11 protein-coding genes are annotated in these 18,026 nt (G+C 55.3%); 7 read left to right on the forward strand and 4 right to left on the reverse strand.

Features of this window, described 5'->3' with window-relative positions:
• Positions 1-936 (forward strand): LysR family transcriptional regulator, encoded by a 936-nt coding sequence (locus ACL2XO_RS03165; protein ID WP_413726388.1) that lies wholly within the window; start codon positions 1-3, stop codon positions 934-936.
• Positions 937-1,050: 114 nt separating this feature from the next.
• Here ACL2XO_RS03165 and glpD read toward each other — a convergent pair whose 3' ends face one another.
• Positions 1,051-2,562 (reverse strand): glycerol-3-phosphate dehydrogenase, encoded by a 1,512-nt coding sequence (gene glpD / locus ACL2XO_RS03170; RefSeq protein WP_413742158.1) that lies wholly within the window; start codon positions 2,560-2,562, stop codon positions 1,051-1,053.
• A 252-nt stretch (positions 2,563-2,814) separates the two neighbouring features.
• Between glpD and glpE the strand changes: the two genes are divergently transcribed.
• The 4 genes from glpE to ACL2XO_RS03190 all read left to right on the forward strand — a co-directional run bounded on the left by glpE (position 2,815) and on the right by ACL2XO_RS03190 (position 15,113).
• The gene (glpE, locus tag ACL2XO_RS03175) at positions 2,815-3,153 is read left to right on the forward strand and encodes a thiosulfate sulfurtransferase GlpE (protein WP_413726390.1); all 339 of its coding nucleotides are present in this window, start codon (positions 2,815-2,817) and stop codon (positions 3,151-3,153) included.
• 825 nt (positions 3,154-3,978) lie between these two features.
• On the forward strand, positions 3,979-5,655 hold the full coding sequence (locus tag ACL2XO_RS03180; protein ID WP_413743024.1) for a ShlB/FhaC/HecB family hemolysin secretion/activation protein: 1,677 nt from the start codon (positions 3,979-3,981) through the stop codon (positions 5,653-5,655).
• 69 nt (positions 5,656-5,724) lie between these two features.
• Positions 5,725-14,811, forward strand: coding sequence for a hemagglutinin repeat-containing protein (locus ACL2XO_RS03185; RefSeq protein WP_413742159.1), 9,087 nt, complete (start codon positions 5,725-5,727; stop codon positions 14,809-14,811).
• Positions 14,808-15,113 (forward strand): hypothetical protein, encoded by a 306-nt coding sequence (locus ACL2XO_RS03190; protein ID WP_413742160.1) that lies wholly within the window; start codon positions 14,808-14,810, stop codon positions 15,111-15,113. Before ACL2XO_RS03185 ends, ACL2XO_RS03190 begins: the two co-directional genes overlap by 4 nt.
• 112 nt (positions 15,114-15,225) lie before the next feature.
• Here ACL2XO_RS03190 and ACL2XO_RS03195 read toward each other — a convergent pair whose 3' ends face one another.
• Positions 15,226-15,444, reverse strand: coding sequence for a SymE family type I addiction module toxin (locus ACL2XO_RS03195; protein WP_413742161.1), 219 nt, complete (start codon positions 15,442-15,444; stop codon positions 15,226-15,228).
• Between the two features lie 124 nt (positions 15,445-15,568).
• Between ACL2XO_RS03195 and ACL2XO_RS03200 the strand changes: the two genes are divergently transcribed.
• Positions 15,569-16,945: a VENN motif pre-toxin domain-containing protein gene (locus ACL2XO_RS03200; RefSeq protein WP_413742162.1), complete on the forward strand. Its 1,377-nt coding sequence runs from the start codon at positions 15,569-15,571 to the stop codon at positions 16,943-16,945.
• Positions 16,942-17,280, forward strand: coding sequence for a hypothetical protein (locus ACL2XO_RS03205; protein WP_413742163.1), 339 nt, complete (start codon positions 16,942-16,944; stop codon positions 17,278-17,280). The genes ACL2XO_RS03200 and ACL2XO_RS03205 overlap by 4 nt, the downstream gene beginning before the upstream one ends.
• Positions 17,281-17,328: 48 nt before the next feature.
• Here the strand turns inward: ACL2XO_RS03205 and ACL2XO_RS03210 are convergent, their stop codons facing one another.
• Both ACL2XO_RS03210 and ACL2XO_RS03215 read right to left on the reverse strand, forming a co-directional pair.
• On the reverse strand, positions 17,329-17,511 hold the full coding sequence (locus ACL2XO_RS03210; protein WP_413742164.1) for a hypothetical protein: 183 nt from the start codon (positions 17,509-17,511) through the stop codon (positions 17,329-17,331).
• 100 nt (positions 17,512-17,611) lie between these two features.
• Entirely contained in the window at positions 17,612-17,998 is a 387-nt protein-coding gene (locus ACL2XO_RS03215) for a helix-turn-helix domain-containing protein (RefSeq protein WP_413742165.1), read from the reverse strand.
• Between the last annotated feature and the right edge of the window lie 28 nt (positions 17,999-18,026).

An 18,026-nucleotide genomic window follows, 5' to 3' on the forward strand; every position in this document is an offset into this window, starting at 1 on the left:
ATGCATCAGAATATTCAAATAGAGTTAATCTGGCTCGAAGACTGTTTAGCCTTGAAGCAGACATTAAATTTTTCACAGGCCGCTTCAATCAGAAATATCACCCAGCCGGCGTTCAGTCGCCGGATTCAGTCTTTGGAAGGATGGATCGGCACAATGCTGTTTCAGCGTTCACGACGCAGCGTCACGCTGACAAAAGCCGGTGAAGTCTTTTGCGACGAGGCGGCGACGCTCATCAACCTGCTGTATAACGCCCGCAGGAAGACGCTGGAAACCTCGGAGTTATACGATGCGGAAGTTGTTTTTACTGCTACCCATTCTTTATCTTTTGCCTTTTTTCCCTCCTGGATAAAGAGGAGTAAAACCGCCAATCTCCTCAACACTTTTCAGCTGGTTTCCAATACCATGCGCGCCTGTGAAAGGATATTTACCCAAGGACAATCTCAATTCCTGCTTTGCCATCATCTTCCCAAAATGAACCTTAAGCTGGAATCCGGCGACTACATAAGCATAAAAGTCGGCTCGGATAATATGGTATTGGTCAGCGCTCCCGACCCGGATAGCGGCAAGCCTAAATGGAGCCTGGAAGATAAGGCAATTCCCTTCCTTTCCTACAGCGGCGAATCCGGCCTGGGAAGAATCTTATCCGGGCAACCGGCGGTGGTGAAATTGACCAGGCATATGCGGACGGTATTCACGTCTGATTTAGCCAGCACGCTTTTGGCGATGGCGGTGAGCGGGGAAGGGGTGGCCTGGCTGCCGTTTTCCATTGCATTAGGGGAGATGCTGCAAGGCAACCTGATGCAGGTGACGCCAATCGATACTGAATTGAAGATACCGGTTGAAGTTCGCCTGTTCAGACACGCCGCCCCGATGACCCGTACGGCGGAAGAGCTATGGGAGCATATCGTGCAAAACGCCGCGTTGACACCGGACTGATTAGCGGCGCTTCCCGCGGTGTTGCAAAGTCAACCGTCTCTCCCCGCGGTAGAAGACGGAACCATTTAGCGCCGCGCCTATGGGAGGAAAACCCCGGCGCAGCCGTCGTTTGCGCTACGACGCCAGCGACAGCGACCGGCCGGTCCTGGCGTGTTCCGCCAGCCACTCGCTGATATGCTGTTTTTGTTTATCATCCAGCCACATACCCAGCTTGGTACGCCGCCAGATAGCATCATCAAGGGCCACCACCCATTCGTGCGCCACCAGGTAATTCAGCTCCACTTCGTACAGACCGTGGCCGAAGTCTTCGCCGAGATCCATCATACGGGCGGTTCCCTTCAGCAGCAGTTCGCTTTGGCTGCCGTAGGTGCGGCTATACCGGCGCGCCAGGCTTTCCGGCAGAAAAGTGAATTTACGCCGCAGGGTGGCGGCATAATCATCCCGATCGCCATGGAGATCGCCGCCGGGCAATATCGCGCCTTTGGTCCAGGCTCCGGATGCGGATGGGTAATACTTCGCCAGCTTGTCCAAGGCATGTTCCGCCAGCTTGCGATAGGTGGTGAGTTTACCGCCGAACACCGACAGCAACGGGGCTTTGCCGTGTTCGTCGGTTACCGACAGGGTATAATCGCGGGTTACCGCCTGGGGAGAGTCGGATTCATCATCACAGAGCGGCCGGACGCCGGAATAGGTCCAGGCAATATCTTGGCGGCTTAACGGCTTTTTGAAATGGGCATTATAGACGTTCAATAGATAATCGATTTCGTTTTCATCAATGGCCACTCCCTTCGGGTCGCCGTGATATTCCACATCGGTAGTGCCGATAATGGAAAATTCATCCAGCCAAGGGATGACAAAAACGATGCGGTGGTCTTCGTTTTGCAAAATATAGGCTTGCTGGCCGTTATGCACGCGTGGCACCACGATATGGCTGCCCTTGATTAAACGGATGCCGTATTGAGACGGCAGCTTCAGGCTGTCATCAATAAACTCCTTCACCCACGGGCCGGTGGCGTTGGCCAATCCCTTGCACTGCCAGGTCAGGGTTTTGCCGGTTAAGGCATCCAGCGCTTCAACATGCCATAGGCCTTCTTTACGCCAGGCACGGGTCACCTTGGTCCGGGTACACACCTCGCCCCCTTTGGCCAGCACTTCCTGCGCATTGGCCACCACCAGCCGCGCATCATCCACCCAGCAGTCGGAATATTCAAAACCGCGCACAATCGACGGTTTCAAAACGGAATCCGCGCCAAAACGAATACCTCTGCTGGCCGGCAGGCTGGTGCGTTTGCCCAGATGGTCGTACATAAACAAGCCGAGGCGGATCATCCAGGCCGGACGAAGATGGGGGCGATGGGGCAGACGAAAACGCATCGGGAAAGCGATATGCGGCGCCATTTTTAATAAAACTTCCCGTTCAGCCAGGGCTTCGCTGACCAAACGAAATTCGTAATGTTCGAGATAGCGCAAACCGCCGTGAATAAGTTTGGAACTGGCGGATGAGGTTGCGCAGGCCAAATCATCTGCCTCCAGCAGCAGCACGGAGAGTCCGCGCCCGGCTGCATCGGCCGCAATGCCGGTCCCATTGATGCCGCCGCCAATCACAATCAGATCTTTGGTTTCCACAATCGCTTCCTCCAGATGTTCGAAAATGGTTCTTTTATTTTCGTTTTCGCTCAAGATTGTAATCGAAAACCAACATCTATGCCAAGTCTCTGTTGAAAATTTAAACTTATGCGTGATGGAGGTAACAGTTTCACCGGATCTGCTAAAAGGAATCCCTATGGAAAAAGGCTAGACGCCGGTGGAAGGATTGCTAAACTGGAAAAGCCCCGTGTGGGGGAAAATCTATGACTTCAAGCGAGGCGGCGGAGCACTATGGAACACTTTGAGTCGATAAGCGTAGAGCAGGCCCGTCAGCGTTTGCAGCAGGGCGATGCCGAATTGGTGGATATCCGCGATCCGCAAAGCTATGCCGCCGGGCATACGCCGGGAGCGTTTCACCTTACCAACGATACTCTGGGCGCATTTTTGCAACGGACCGACCCCGAACGTCCGGTCATGGTCATGTGCTATCACGGCAACAGCAGCAAGGGCGCCGCGCAATATCTGCTGCAACAGGGTTTAAAAGCGGCCTACAGTATCGACGGCGGATTTGAAGCCTGGCGAAATGCCTTTCCCGATGAAATCGCTGTCGCCGAATCAGCACAGTCATAAGGCAGGCCCTATCCCCTCGCCCCATCCCCGGCCTGTTGGCGGTGAAGGCGAGGTGGTTAAATCGCTCATCACTCTGCGCCATTTTTCCATAATAGAAATTGACCGCCCGGCATTAACTTATTATGATAATTTCCACAATATAGCATTTAGCGCAACAGACGAATTTTCATGGAGGATATATTATTTATTTCGGTTACTTTAAATTAAATAAAAATGTTTTACCTATAAATATGATAAGGCATTATCGAATAGCTAAGGGACGCTGGAAAGATAAATTAAGCGCATCGGTGTGCATCTATTATTATCGCCAATATTATAAATAAAGATCATCTTCTTGTGCCTAATATAATGTTCCTTAAAGGTAAATCAAACTTATCATCATGTATCCACTAGCCTTTTTTACTTGGAAATTGAGGCTCATTCAAAAACCTCCGTTAACATGGCCATCAAGATAAATAAGTGTACTGATGATAATAGTTATGAAGTTCCATAAATAAAGCTGTTGTCAATATTTCTATTAATATGAGGTGCTAACAATGTAAAAGATCATTTTAGGCTTATTACTCAATGCCAATATTGCATAAATTAATAAATACCATGAGAAAAGATGCTCTAATAAATATAATATTGGATATCTCATGACTTTCATAAAACCAATTGCACTGTTTATCATCTCCCGCTAAATCAAATATCAGATAAAGAGAGACGATAATCTTTTCCAGGGAATCAAAGGATATTTCTATGCTAGGACGGCATTATCATTACTTGCCCGCCCATTATTTTTTGCCGGCCAGGGTGTCGTTATGGCCGGTGCTGCTAAGGCCAATGTTGTTATGGTCAATGCTGCTATCGCCGCTCTGCTCTTTTCAGGCCTCGGCCAGCCAGGGCGGCGGACAAGATATGCACCAGCAGGCGCAGCAAAAGGCCCTTGAACGGCAATTAACGCCGCAGGCGCCGGATATCACGCTTTTCGCACCACCTTCGGACCGTTCGGCGCTGGTTTTTCCCACTGAATCTCCCTGCCAGATAATTCATCGCATCACAGTGGAAGGCACCGACGCCTTGCCGCGCTGGCTGCGGCTCAAGGATTTGACCGGGCATGCACAGGGCCATTGCCTCGGCGCCCAGGGGATCAATCAATTAATGGCCGCGCTGCAAAACCGGCTGACCGATCATGGCTGGATCACCACTCGCGTATTGGCGCCACAGCAGGATCTGCGCAGCGGGAATCTCAAATTGGTGATCTTACCCGGCCGGGTGGGTGAGGTTCGCTTTAGCGATGATTCTTCAAGTCACGCCGCCTTAGTAAATACTGTCCCGGCTCGCAAGGGTGATCTCTTAGACCTGCGGGATATCGAACAGGGCCTGGAAAATATGCAACGGTTGCCCACGGTAAAAGCCGATGTCGAGCTTAACCCCGGACAGCTTGCCGGTGAAAGCGACATCCGTATCCACCGCAGCCAATCGAGCTACTACCGTCTGGGAACCTGGCTGGACGACGGGGGCACCCAGGCCACCGGACGATACCAAAGCGGCCTGATGCTGGCTCTGGATAATCCGTTGTCCTTCAGCGATTTGTTTTATGTCACTTTGGGCCGGGATTTAGGTTTCGCCGGTAAAAAACAAATCAAAACCTACGGCGCCCATTATTCGGTGCCGTTCGGCTATTGGCTGTTCAGTATCAACGGCGGCCATTATGACTACACGCAAAACGCGGCGGAAATCGCCACGCGCGTCCCGCAATATAAACGCTATCAGGGCGACAGCGGCAACCTGTCGGTGCAGGCAAAGCGGGTGCTGCACCGCGGCGCCAGCCATAAGACTTCGCTGTCCTATGACGTCATGACGCGTAAGAGTAAAAACTCCTTCAATAATAACCGGTTGGACAACCATACGCGGCGTACCAGCGCTTGGAAAATGGGGTTATCCCATCGCCACCATATCGGCGCGGCAACCCTGGATGCCGGATTGAGCTATCAGCAGGGCACCCGCTGGTTCGGCGCCGTGCCTGCAAACGAAGAATACATCGGCACCGGCACCGCGCTGGGGAAAATCACCCGCTGGTCCGCTCTGCTCAATGCGCCCTTCTTCCTGGGGAGCGAACGTTTTCGCTACGTGGCGCAATACAGCCATCAATTGAGCCACAGGCTCCTGACGCCGCCGGATCAATTCGCCATCGGCAACCGCTGGACGGTGCGCGGTTTTGACGGCGGGCGCACCCTCAGTGCCGATAACGGCTGGTATCTGCGCAACGATATCGCCTGGCGCACCCCGGTGCCGAGCCAGGAACTCTACCTGGGCATCGATTACGGCGAATTGCACGGCAGAATCGACAGCAAGTCTCCCGGGCGGCGCCTGGCGGGGGGCGTGACCGGGTTGCGCGGCGCTTGGTCCGCCATCGGGCTTTCTTACGATGTGTTCAGCGGCGTCCCCCTGTCGAAACCGGACGGACTGGGAACCGACGGGCTCGCCTTCGGATTCAATCTGATTTGGCAGCACTGAATCATCATCTGCTATTCCCCCCATCACATGGACGCGGCATTTGGTCGGCAAGGAAACCAGGAAGACGCAATGAACAAACATCTATACCGAATCATTTTTAACCAGGCGCGCGGCATGCTGATGGTGGTGGCGGATATCGCTTGCGCCGGTCACGTATGCTCAGGGCGGGGCCAACCCGGCCGGATACTACCGAAGGCCGGTCGCCCCTGCCGGCTGGCGACGCTGAACTTTTGTTTGCTGATGGCTTTCGGGGGCATTTCATTTTCCGCCCGGGCCGGCTTCTCCGTCGATCCCCATGCTCCCGGAGATCAACAGCCCAATATCACCCAAACCGCCAACGGCATTCCGCAAATCGATATCCAAACGCCCAACGAACACGGACTTTCCCATAATTCTTTCAGCCAATTTGATGTGGATCCGTCCGGTGTGATCCTTAATAACAGCCGGGAACATACGCAAACGCAGCTCGGCGGTCTGGTGGACGGCAATTCATCCCTGGCCCGTGGCGAGGCCAGCGTGATACTCAATGAGGTGAATTCCCCCCACGGAAGCCACCTAAACGGTGCTATCGAAGTGGCCGGCGGCCGAGCGGACGTCATCATCGCCAATCCCTCAGGCATCACCTGCGACGGCTGTGGGTTTATCAACGCCCATAACGCCACCCTGGCCGCCGCCCAGGCGCTGGTGCAGGACGGCAGGCTGAAAGGGTTTGACGTTGAGCGCGGGGAGATAGTGTTTGAAGGCCGCAACGTCAACCTCAACACCAATCACGCTTTGCTCATAGCCCGCGCCGTGCGGGTCAACGTCGAGGTTCAGGCCGGCGAGCTGACCCTCGCCACCGGACGCAATGTAACGGACAGCCGGGGCAACGTCACCCACAAGAAAGCGGATAACGAGTCCCCTTCCCGCTATGCCCTGGATGTGGCGGCGCTGGGGGGCATGTACGCCCGTAAAATACAGTTGGTGGGCAATGAACACGGGCTGGGGGTGCGCAATGCCGGCCATATCGGCGCCGGCGTCGGCGAGATCGCCCTCACGATTGAAGGCCGGCTGGAAAACAGCGGCTCGATCTCCAGCGCGTCCGATCTGCGTATCATCGTGGCGGACGACGTGCATAATCCGGGGCGCATATCATCCCAAGGCGATGTCGTTCTGCAGGTGGCCGGTGAGTTAAACAGCAGCGGCACCATAGCGGCCCGCGGCGCTATTTCCGCCAACTCGGCCAGCCTGCGCAGCGGGAAAGGAAGTGTCTGGGAAGCCGGTCGGGATGAACAGGGGAATGCCATACCGCCGGGGCATCTGCTGTTGACTTCATCAGGCGCCATCACCCTCGGCGGAGACAGTCGGGCAAGCGGGACCCTGACGGTAGCGGGTTCGACCCTCGACTTGTCAGGCAGCCAAACAACGGCGCCGCGGATAAATCTCGGCGCGTCTCGAGGTGAAACCCGTCTGACCGGCGCCGTCGTCCATGCCCCGGGTGGCTCGCTCACGATTAACTCTCCTCGGGGAATCAATAGTGAGAACGGCAACCTGGTCGCCCAAGAGATAACCCTCACCACCGCCACCCTGAGCAATAAAAAGGGCGTCATTCACCAAACCGGATCCCAGGATTTGATCTTGGCGATTCAATCCCCGTCCGATAGCTCAGCCCCTCAGCCTTCGGGTTCCGGGGTGCGCAATGGCGGTATTCAGAATAACCAGGTAATTGATGGCGACAGCCCACAGGACGTCGTATCCCCCGATATTGCCGTCACGCTGAATAATGCCGGCGGCATGATACAGACCGCAGGCAATGTCACGGTGGTCACCGGACGCCTGGCCAATACGGACGGCACGATACAAGCGGCGGGAAACGCGTCGGTGCTGGCGAAGACTTTTGACAACCAAAAAGGCAAGCTGCTTTCTGAAGGGAATGCCTTGGTGGCCGTTTCAACGCTTGCCAACCAGGGTGGCGTCATTCAGGCACCGGATCGCGTCAAGATCAATGCCGGGACGCTGGATAATAGCGCCGAAGGCCGGATAGTTACGAAAGGCGATGGCGAGATAAAAGCCCGATCCCTGGATAACACTCAGGGCTTGATAGACGTCAGCGGCAACCTGAAGATACATGCCGGAACGCTGGACAACCATGCCGGTAAAATTCATACCTTGGGCGCCGCGGTAGTGGATGCCACAGAGCGGCTGGACAACACCCATGGGGAGTTACATGCCGCCGGCGTCACGCTGGGTATCGGCACACTGTACAACTATGCCGGCGAGATACACTCCTCCGGCAATGCGGTAATAAACAGCGCCAAAGAGCTGGACAATCGCCAGGGTGAGATACGTGCCGCCGATGTCACGCTTAACGCCGTCGAGCTGATTAATCATCACGGAAAAATTCTCACTCCGGGCAACGTCGCCATCAACAGCGCGGAACGACTAAATAATACCGACGGTGAGATATGTGCCGCCGGCGTTTCGCTGGATAGCGGCACAGTGATCAACCATGGCGGCAACATCCGCGCTTCAGGCAACGCGGCCATTGCCAGCGCCAAACGGTTGGACAACACCCAAGGCAAGATCCGGGCCGACGGAGACCTCACCTTAAATATCGGGGCGCTGGATAACAGCAGCGGAAATCTCTTTTCCCTGGGTGACACCTACGTTATGAACGCCAATCCGACTCTGGCCGGCACCTTTATCAATAACAACGGGCATATTCAGGGCAATCGTCATCTGGATATCGATACCGGCGGCGGCGGTTTTGACAACCGGAACGGTACGCTATCGTCTTTAAATACCCTTGAATTGAAATCAGCCGCCCTCGATAACCGGGATGGCCACGTCTCAATGGTGGATAAGGCTAACCTGATGATCGCTGAACGACTGGATAACGGTAATGGGATGATATTTAGCGACAATACGCTGACCATCCATGCCGATGAGGTGATTAACAGCAATACGCGCCGGGACGGGTCGGGCATTCAGGCTCCCCGTTTGCACATCAACGCCCGGCGGCTGGATAATGCAAAAGGCTCGCTCAAAGGCGGGGAACAGCTTGAGGTCACCCTCACCGAGACGCTGGACAACCGTCAGGGACAGCTGTCCGCCAAAAAAATCAAGCTTGGGGATGATGTTTTGGGACATCGGCTGGAAGCGGACAATGACGGCGGAGAAATGATTGCCGAGGAACAGGGTTTCTACCTCCTGCGCCGCCTGACGGGTGGCGGTCAAATCAGTTCGAGAGGGGATTTAATTATCGGGCTGCAAAATGATTTCCACCTTACCGGCGAGATAAATGCCGGCGGCAATTTGACGCTGAATACAACGGGCAGTATCCGCAATGACCATCTGTTAACCGCCGGCGGGATATCATTCCTCGACGCCGCCACATTGATCAATACCACATCGGCGCACCTCAAGGCCGGTGATTTGCAGCTCACCCTGCCCGGTACGCTGAGCAACCATGGTCAAATCGAGATCGGCACAGGGGAGCTTAGCGCCCAATCCTTAAACAATGCGGCAGGGGCGACCCTTAAAGCCGATGAGCTGCGACTCACTTTACAAAGCGGCCTGGATAACGGCGGCGTGATCAACGCCGGCACCACTCGGCTCAATGCAGCATTCCTGAATAACGCCACGGCGGCGCAAATCCACGCCAAAGCTTTGCTACTCACGCTGCGGGACGGACTTGAAAACAGCGGGCTGATTAACACCGCTAAAGGCCAGCTCAACGCGCAATCCCTGGTCAATGCATCGGCGGCAGAAATCACCGCCGCCGACCTGCACCTTACACTGCGCGACGGACTTGATAATGTTGGCCTGATTGACGCCGATACATTGCGTCTTGAAGCTAAAGCGCTTTCCAACGTCGGTAGCGGGCGCATTTTCGGCGATCATGTCGTCCTGCGAACCGATCGTCTGGAAAATCACGCCCAGGAAGGCCAGGCAGGCGTTATCGCCGCCCGTGAACGCCTGGATATCGGCGCCGGCCATATCGACAATCGCGATAAGGCACTGATTCTCAGCAACGGCAATATGTCCATCGGCGGCGGACTGGATGCCGATGGAAAAGTAACGGGCCGGGCCGGCAGCCTGGTTAATCATGACGCCGAGATAAACGCTGACGGCGATATGACCATAGCCGCCCGTGAAATCACCAACAGCAACGGCGGTCTGGTTCTGACCAGGGTTTCCAGCAAAGAAAACCGCCATGAAGCGGTATTAAAGGGCAAGACTACCCGCTACGACTGGAACAAAGTCAGGCGGAAAAAAGAAGCCTACGGGGTTCACGAAGCCTATATGCCTGATGGCAGCCACAACAATAACTTTTATGAATACCGCTATACCCGCCATATCACCGAAGATGCCGTACAGGAAAGCAATCCGGCGAAAATCCTGGCCGGCGGCCTGCTTACCGTAGATGCCGAAACCTTTATCAATCGCGACAGCCAGGTGAGCGCCGGTGGTGTCATAGACGCCAAAATCGGCGATCTGCGCAATGAATCGGCCCAAGGCGAACGGATCACTCAGGATCTTGGCAGGCAAACGCTCTGGTATGCAAAAAAACATAAGAATAAGGTGGGTGGCACCAAAACGTCCCAAGGTAGGGACGGCAGCAGATATCGTCCCATCCCCATCAGGGAAACCATCGACTTAAAAACCGCTGCCTGGAAGGAGAACACCCGTAGCGATTCCGGCCCGCCTGATTCCCGCCCAGCGCTTAGCGGCCTGTTCGGGCGCATTCGCCATAACGACGAAGAGTCATTTACCGAGCATTGGAATCACTCGCCCTTTAAGGCGCCTATCCCGCCGGAGGGTCCGGAGCAGCTGTTTTTCCGCCCGCTGGATTTGGCAGTGGGCGAGTTCTATGAGCATCCCTTGCCACCGGTGTTAACTGCCGGCAATACCTGGACGCCGGCGGTGCGCGTTATGGTGCCTGAGGTCCGTCTGCCTGCCAGCAGCCTGTTTACTCATCATCCCGGTCCGGCCAACCCTTATCTGGTGGAAACCAATCCACGATACACCCAGTACAAGCAGTGGATCGGCCTGGATTATATGCAGCAAAAAATGAAACTTGATCATAACTATACCCATAAACGCCTCGGGGATGGCTTTTACGAGCAGCGCCTGGTGCGGGATCAGGTGCTTAACCTCACCGGCCAGCGGTATCTCGACGGTTACACCAACGATAACGAACAGTTCAAAGCGCTGATGAACGCCGGGGTGCAATACGGCAAGGCTTTTAATCTGACGCCGGGGGTCATGCTCAGTCCCAGCCAGATGGCGTTGCTCACCACCGATATGGTGTGGCTGATAAATCAGGATGTTACCTTGAAGGACGGCAGCACCCAGCGGGTGCTGGTGCCCCAGGTCTACGCCAGGGTGGGCAAAGGCGATCTGTCCGGCGACGGCGCGCTGTTCTCCGGCCAGGACATCAAGCTGGAGGTGGCCGGCAACCTGGACAACAGCGGCGGCATCACCGCTCGTGAAACCCTGAAAGTGTCCGCGGAAAACGTTTCCCTCAGCGGACAGATGGCGGCGAAAGACATTGACGTACAGGCCAGGAAGGATATCAATCAGACCGGTGGACGCCTGTTCGGCGGCGACAGGCTCTCGCTGCTGGCCGGACAGGATATCCGCATCCAGTCCACGGCGCGCGGCGAGCAGGACAATCGCTGGCTGGATCGAACAGCGGGCATCTACGTACAAAATCCGGGCGGCGCGCTTGAACTCAAAGCCCTGAACAATATCACCCTCACCGCCGCCGATATCGCCAACCAGGGCGAAAGCGGGCGCACAAAGATCGCGGCGGGCAACGATCTCAAACTGGATACGCTGCGCACCGCCAAGACCGACATGGCGTATTGGGACCAGGATAATTATCGCCTGGAAAGCCAGCGGACAGACGCGGGTACCCGTATCACCAGCGGCGGTGGCCTCGCCCTGTCGGCGGGACGGGATGTCAGCGCCAGCGCGGCCAATATCGACGCCGCGCAGCGGCTGGATCTGGATGCGGGACGGGATATCACCCTGTCGGCGGGCCGGGCGGCTACCTCGGTTGTGGAACATATGAGACAAAGCAGCAGCGGCATGCTGTCGTCCATGTCCCTGGAAACCCATGACGAAGTCCATAGCCGGCTGGCCCTGGGCACCTTGCTTAGCGGAGATGCAATCAGCCTTAATGCCGGCCGTGATCTGACGGTTACCGGCGGCGGCATCGCCGGCACCCAAGATATCGCTTTAACGGCCGGCAACAACCTGACGCTGACCACAGCCCTGGAAACTCATCATGAAAATCACTTCAGGCAGGAGCAGAGCTCAGGCCTGATGGGCAGCGGCGGCATCGGTTTCACCGTGGGTTCTGAAAGCCTGACACTCACCGATGATACCCTCATCCACCAGCAAAAAGGCACCCTGGCGGGCAGCGCCGAAGGAAGCGCCACGCTGAGCGCGGGCGGGCGGCTAACCGTCCACGGCAGTGAACTGATCGCCGGTAACGGCATGGCTCTCAGCGGTGCTGACGTCGATCTTACCGCCGCTGAAAACAGCATTATCCAGCATCAAACCATGGAGCAAAAAAAAAGCGGCTTTACTCTGGCGCTCTCCGGCACCGTGGGCAGCGCCATCAACAGCGCGGTGGAAAGCGCCCAGCAGGCGGAAAAAACCGACAATTCCCGCCTGGCGGCCCTGCAGCGCACCAAGGCGGCGCTGAGCGGCGCACAGGCGGTGCAGGCCGGGCGCATAGCGGCGGCCCAGGGCGATTCGCCGGAAAACAATAATACCATCGGCGTCAGCCTCTCTTACGGCAGCCAGAGCGCCAAATCCGAACAACGCCATGAACAGCGCATGGCCCAGGGCAGCAGTCTTAGCGCCGGTGGCGCAATGACCGTCACCGCCACCGGCCGGGGCGGCGGGGGCGATATCATTTTACAGGGCGGTCAGCTTAAGGCGGGCAGCGATATCAGCTTCAAGGCCAAGCAGGATATCCATCTGCTTTCCGCCCTGAGCCGGGAAAAAACCGAGGGCAGCAACAGCAGCCAGGGCGGCTCGGTGGGGGTGGGCATCGGCGTCGGCCAGAACGGCTTCGGCATCAGCGTGTTCGCCGGTATCAACAAAGGCAAAGGCAGCGAGAAAGGCAACGGCACCTTCCACACCAACGCCCTGCTGGATGCGGGACGGCAGGTCCGCCTTGAAAGCGGGCGCGACGCCATCCTGTCCGGCGCGCAGGTCAAGGGGGAAACGGTAAAAGCCGATATCGGCCGCCATTTGCTGCTGCAAAGCCGGCAGGATAGCAATGACTACGATGCTAAACAGCAGAACGTCAGCGCCGGCGGCAGCTTCACCTTCGGCTCCATGACCGGCTCGGCCAGCGTCAACGTCAGCCGGGACAAGATACGCAGCAACTACAGCGCGGTACAGGAACAGACCGGCCTCTTTGCCGGCCAAGGCGGGGCGAATATCCGAGTGGGCGAACACACCCAACTGGACGGGGCGGTTATCGCCAGCGCCGCCGACGCAAGTAAAAACCGGCTGGACACCGGCACCCTGGGCTTCAGCGATATTCACAATGAGGCTGAGTTCAGCGCCGAACACCAAAGCATCGGCATGAGCAGCGGCGGCACCATCGGCGGCCAGTTCACCGGCAACCTGGCCAACGGCCTGCTGTCAGGGGGCAATAGCTCGGGCCATAGCAGCAATACCACCAGGGCGGCATTCAGCCCCGGCAGTCTGCTTATTCGCAATCAGGCAGGGCAAAGGCAGGATATCGCTGCCCTGAGCCGGGATGCGGAGCACGCCCACGAGACTTTAAGCCCAATATTTGACAAAGCCAAGGAGCAGGAGCGGCTGCAACAGGCGGCGCTGCTGGCGGATATCGGTAATCAGGTGAAGGATATCATCCTCAGCGAGGCGGCCATCGGCGCCCTGAATGCCGCCGATGAAAGGGCGGAAAACATCAGCGAGGCGGACCGTCAGGAGGCCCGTGATGCGCTGGCAAAGGGTAATAACCCCAACGAAACCCCAACGGATAAGCAAATCAAGGACTATATCCGTGGCAATGCCTATAATCAGGCATTGTCGGGATCGGGATTCGGCACCGGCGGCGGCAATCACAAGGCGCTCACGGCGGTGGTTGCGGCGGCGCAGGGACTGGCGGGCGGTAATCCGGGCCAGGCGATAGCCGGATTGGCGGCGCCTTATGTGGCCACGGAGATAAAAGAGCGTTTCGACACCGACACGGCGCGTATCACCGCCCATGCGGTGGCGGGCGCCATGCTGTCGCATCTGCAAGGCCACAGCGCCCTGGCGGGCGGCGCGGGGGCGTTAAGCGCCGAGGTGGCGGCCAAGGGAATAACCCACTATCTGTATCCGGGCATTGAACCGGGCCAGTTGACGGAAAAGCAAAAGGAGACGGTCAGCGCCATCAGCACGGCCCTGGGCGGCCTGGCGGGCGGATTGACAGGGACGGGTGGGGGAGATGTGGTGGCCGGAGCGCAGGCAGGGAAGAATGCGGTGGAGAATAATTTCTTTTACCCTGAATCCATGCCGAAAGGGTTAGCCGACCTAGGTAGTTCAGTCACCTCTTACGCCAAGTATGCCCAAGATAACAATCTGTCGCCGGAGCAGGTGCAAGCGGATTTAACCCGGATGGTCGAAGGTAACCTGCCGGAAGGCGCAGATATCGTTAAAGCGATACTGTCAAATACGCCGGTATCTGATACGGTAATGGCAGTACTGACGGCAGAAGAAGCCAAGGATTATGCGCTGGCACTACTGTCGGCCGTTCCGGCGGAAAGGGTGCTGACAGTCGTTGGTAAAGCGACAACTGCCTTCACGAATAAGCAGCTTATCAGGGCAGCGGAAAAGATCTCAACGGCGAAGCCGGGGCAGCAGTTTACGCAACCAAGGGATTTGAATGAGCAAACATTCTGGAAACAAATTGAATCAAACCCATTAAGTGGTATTGAGTTAAAAGGATTGAATAAAGATCCTCGTTTCCCTGCCTCGGCTGGATTTCAAAAAATGGAAGCGACCCATAAACTTCCAGACGGATCACCAATGAGTATTCATTATCAGTACAACTCAGCGACTGGCAAAACCTATGATATGAAGATTACCACGCCACGGCCTAATCCATCACAACCAGGGCCATCCCTCAAGGATATGAAATGAAAATTCAAGAAAAGGATGGTGAAATTGTTTCTGTTTATTCAATTTATTGGATAAACAATAAAACATTGTTCCTTGGATTTCCAAAAAATTATGGCGGGTTACGTGCTTATGATCTTGCAAACGTATCAGTGATAGAGCCTGATTTAATGGGAGATTTTGTCTTCTTTGAGGATGGTATTTACCACTCAGCCCTTATAAAAGAGCGATTGCTTGATGATATTTTAGAGCGTGATGAAACAGCCTACCACCGCTTCCTCGAAATCCTGAAAGCTGAAGGTCGTGTAGATCCTGATTTTTATTAATACCTTATCCCGGCCAATCACGCCGGGACTGCTGAATATTAACAGCAAAATCCCAGCCCCTGAGCCGGGATTTCATCTAACACGCCAGCTCGTTACCCCGCCTCAGTCAATATCACCAATCTCCCCGCTCCACCATCACCCGCACAGGTTGATCCGTGGAAAACCCTGCCTCTGTAAGCCACAGGCCTTTGAGATGAAGACTGGGGCTGCGGCTGAAGTAGGTTGTCAGCCGGGTCGCCCGCGTCTCATGCCGGACACTGATATACCCCACCTTTAGCCGACGCTGTGCTTTGGAAATGCCCGCCTCTGACTTACAATCGCGTTTAGCCATGGTAACTACCTCTTTAATTGCTTTTGGTTAGCATAATAATGGTGTTGGCGCACCGTTGTTCTGCGTCTATAAATTTCGTTTTTAGCGGCTATTTCTTCATCGTCCAGCGCTTGGCATCATGCATATGCAAAATGCTGGCGATGACAATATCCGCTGCTTCCCATTTCTTCTCTTCAAGATGGGAAGTCGCTTCAAACTCACCAAGGCTGCGTTCAGCCCCGGCAGCCCAACAGTGCGTAAACAGGTGAAGGATATCATCCTCAGCGAGGCGGACCGTCAGGAGGCCCGTGATGCGCTGGCAAAGGGTAAAAACCCCAACGAAACCCCAACAGATAAGCAAATCAAGGACTATATCCGTGGCAATGCCTATAATCAGGCATTGTCGGAATCGGGATTCGGCACCGGCGGCGGCAACCTCAAGGCGCTCACGGCGGTGGTTGCGGCGGCGCAGGGACTGGCGGGCGGTAATCCGGGCCAGGCGATAGCCGGATTGGCGGCGCCTTATGTGGCCACGGAGATAAAAGAGCGTTTTGACACCGACACGGCGCGCATCACCGCCCATGCGGTGGCGGGAGCCATGCTGTCGCATCTGCAAGGCCACAGCGCCCTGGCGGGCGGCGCGGGAGCGTTAAGCGCCGAGGTGGCGGCCAAGGGAATAACCCACTATCTGTATCCGGGCATTGAACCGGGCCAGTTGACGGAAAAGCAGAAGGAGACGGTCAGCGCCTGGAGCAGTATGGTAGGCGGCTTGGCCGGCGGATTGACAGGGAAAGGCGGGGGAGATGTGGTGGCAGGAGCGCAGGCAGGGAAGAATGCGGTGGAGAATAATTTATTTTACCCTGAATCCATGCCGAAAGGGTTAGCCGACCTAGGTAGTTCAGTCACCTCTTACGCCAAGTATGCCCAAGATAACAATCTGTCGCCGGAGCAGGTGCAAGCGGATTTAACCCGGATTGTCGAAGGTAACCTGCCGGAAGGCGCAGATATCGTTAAAGCGATACTGTCAAATACGCCGGTATCTGATACGGTAATGGCAGTACTGACGGCAGAAGAAGCCAAGGACTATGCGCTGGCCTTGCTGTCGACCCTTCCGGCAGAGAAAGCGCTGGCCGCAGCGGGTAAAGCGGCAAATGTCATCACCAATAAGCAGATTATCAAAGCAGCGGAAAAGATCTCGACGGCAAAACCGGGCAAGCAATTTACGCAACCAAGGGATCTCAATGAGCAAGTATTGTGGCATCAAGTGAAAGAGAGTCCGTCTGAAGGGAAGAAATTTTCTGATATGGGCTTAAATTTGAATAATGATCCTCGTTTCCCTCAATCTTCTGGATTTGAGAAAATGACAGCCTCACATAAATTGCCAAACGGTTCAAATATTGAGATCCATTATCAGTACAACTCTGTTACAGGTAAAGCCTATGACATGAAGATTGTTACACCTCAGCGGCCCATGTCTAATCCGTCCCATGTTATTGACTCAATTAAGGATAACATCAGATGAAGATTAAAGATGAATGGGGAAATACTGTTGATATATTTGGTATGTATTGGGTTATATCTGTCGACAAAACTTGTACAGAGACAATGTTACTGGGTATGCCTAAAGGTAATGGCGGATTGGCCACCTATAGAATTTCAGGTAAGCTCGCCGAAAAAGTAGATTTTATAGATCCATCAATACCAGAAGGATTTATATATTACCATTCAGGTATATATCATCATGCTTTAATCGAAGAGCATTTACTCGATGATCTTCGTGAATATGATGAAACCGCCTACCACCGCTTCCTTGAAATCCTGAAAGCTGAAGGCCGCATAGATCCTGATTTTTATTAGTTCGTGACCCCGGTCACTTCGCCGGGGTTCATTCTTTAACCGACCCAATCACCCAGCCCGACTTCCCTCGGCCAGCTTCTCTTTAAGCGCCAACCCCTGTATGACCTGCTCCAGCCACTTGCCCTTGAGCTTGACCTGCGGATAACGGTAGGCGTCTGGGGCGTAACCTACAACGCTCCGGCGCAGGGCTTGGGATATTACCGGTTCTGACTTATGATGCGCATCAGCCATAATCAACTCCTAACTAGTTGGTGGTGGTGAGCAGCGTTGCCGGGTGGCGACCCGGCAACGCTGCGTTAATAAAAATCGTCTCTTATGTAGCTAATGACTTCTACAATATAAGTAACTGCGTCATCTTAGAGCGCTTGAGCAAACTGTCCATCAGAACAATCAAAGCTTGCTGATCCTCATCAGACAACGAATCCATCTGCGCGGCCAGTGCCTGCAAATGCGGGTTATGTATCTGCGGCGGGGTCACCGGTGCCAGCCCTACCAATGAATCCACACTAGTCTGTAAAACCTGCGCCATCCTTACCACCGCATCGAGTTGTGGGACAGAGATGCCGCGCTCCCATCGGTTATAAACACGGCGATCGACGCTCAGTAACTCAGCCAGTCTGGCTTGCGTCATCTTGCGGACTTCCCTGGCTTCCTTTAGGCGGGCGGCAAACAGTTGCATATCTTCCTCACAAATCCAGCGTGATAACGATACGCTCATTGTAAGCCTCCCTTTTTAATCGCTTGAC

It is taken from the genome of Sodalis sp. RH15 (assembly GCF_047324255.1).
GTDB classification, from domain to species: Bacteria; Pseudomonadota; Gammaproteobacteria; order Enterobacterales; family Enterobacteriaceae; genus Acerihabitans; species Acerihabitans ligni.

Coding starts and splice junctions, on each gene's coding strand:
- ACL2XO_RS03195 (WP_413742161.1), bottom strand. CDS start 15,444: ATGGCTAAACGCGATTGTAAGTCAGAGGCGGGCATTTCCAAAGCACAG.
- ACL2XO_RS03165 (WP_413726388.1), top strand. CDS start 1: ATGCATCAGAATATTCAAATAGAGTTAATCTGGCTCGAAGACTGTTTA.
- ACL2XO_RS03200 (WP_413742162.1), top strand. CDS start 15,569: ATGCAAAATGCTGGCGATGACAATATCCGCTGCTTCCCATTTCTTCTC.
- glpE (WP_413726390.1), top strand. CDS start 2,815: ATGGAACACTTTGAGTCGATAAGCGTAGAGCAGGCCCGTCAGCGTTTG.
- ACL2XO_RS03215 (WP_413742165.1), bottom strand. CDS start 17,998: ATGAGCGTATCGTTATCACGCTGGATTTGTGAGGAAGATATGCAACTG.
- ACL2XO_RS03180 (WP_413743024.1), top strand. CDS start 3,979: ATGTTGTTATGGTCAATGCTGCTATCGCCGCTCTGCTCTTTTCAGGCC.
- ACL2XO_RS03190 (WP_413742160.1), top strand. CDS start 14,808: ATGAAAATTCAAGAAAAGGATGGTGAAATTGTTTCTGTTTATTCAATT.
- ACL2XO_RS03185 (WP_413742159.1), top strand. CDS start 5,725: ATGAACAAACATCTATACCGAATCATTTTTAACCAGGCGCGCGGCATG.
- ACL2XO_RS03205 (WP_413742163.1), top strand. CDS start 16,942: ATGAAGATTAAAGATGAATGGGGAAATACTGTTGATATATTTGGTATG.
- ACL2XO_RS03210 (WP_413742164.1), bottom strand. CDS start 17,511: ATGGCTGATGCGCATCATAAGTCAGAACCGGTAATATCCCAAGCCCTG.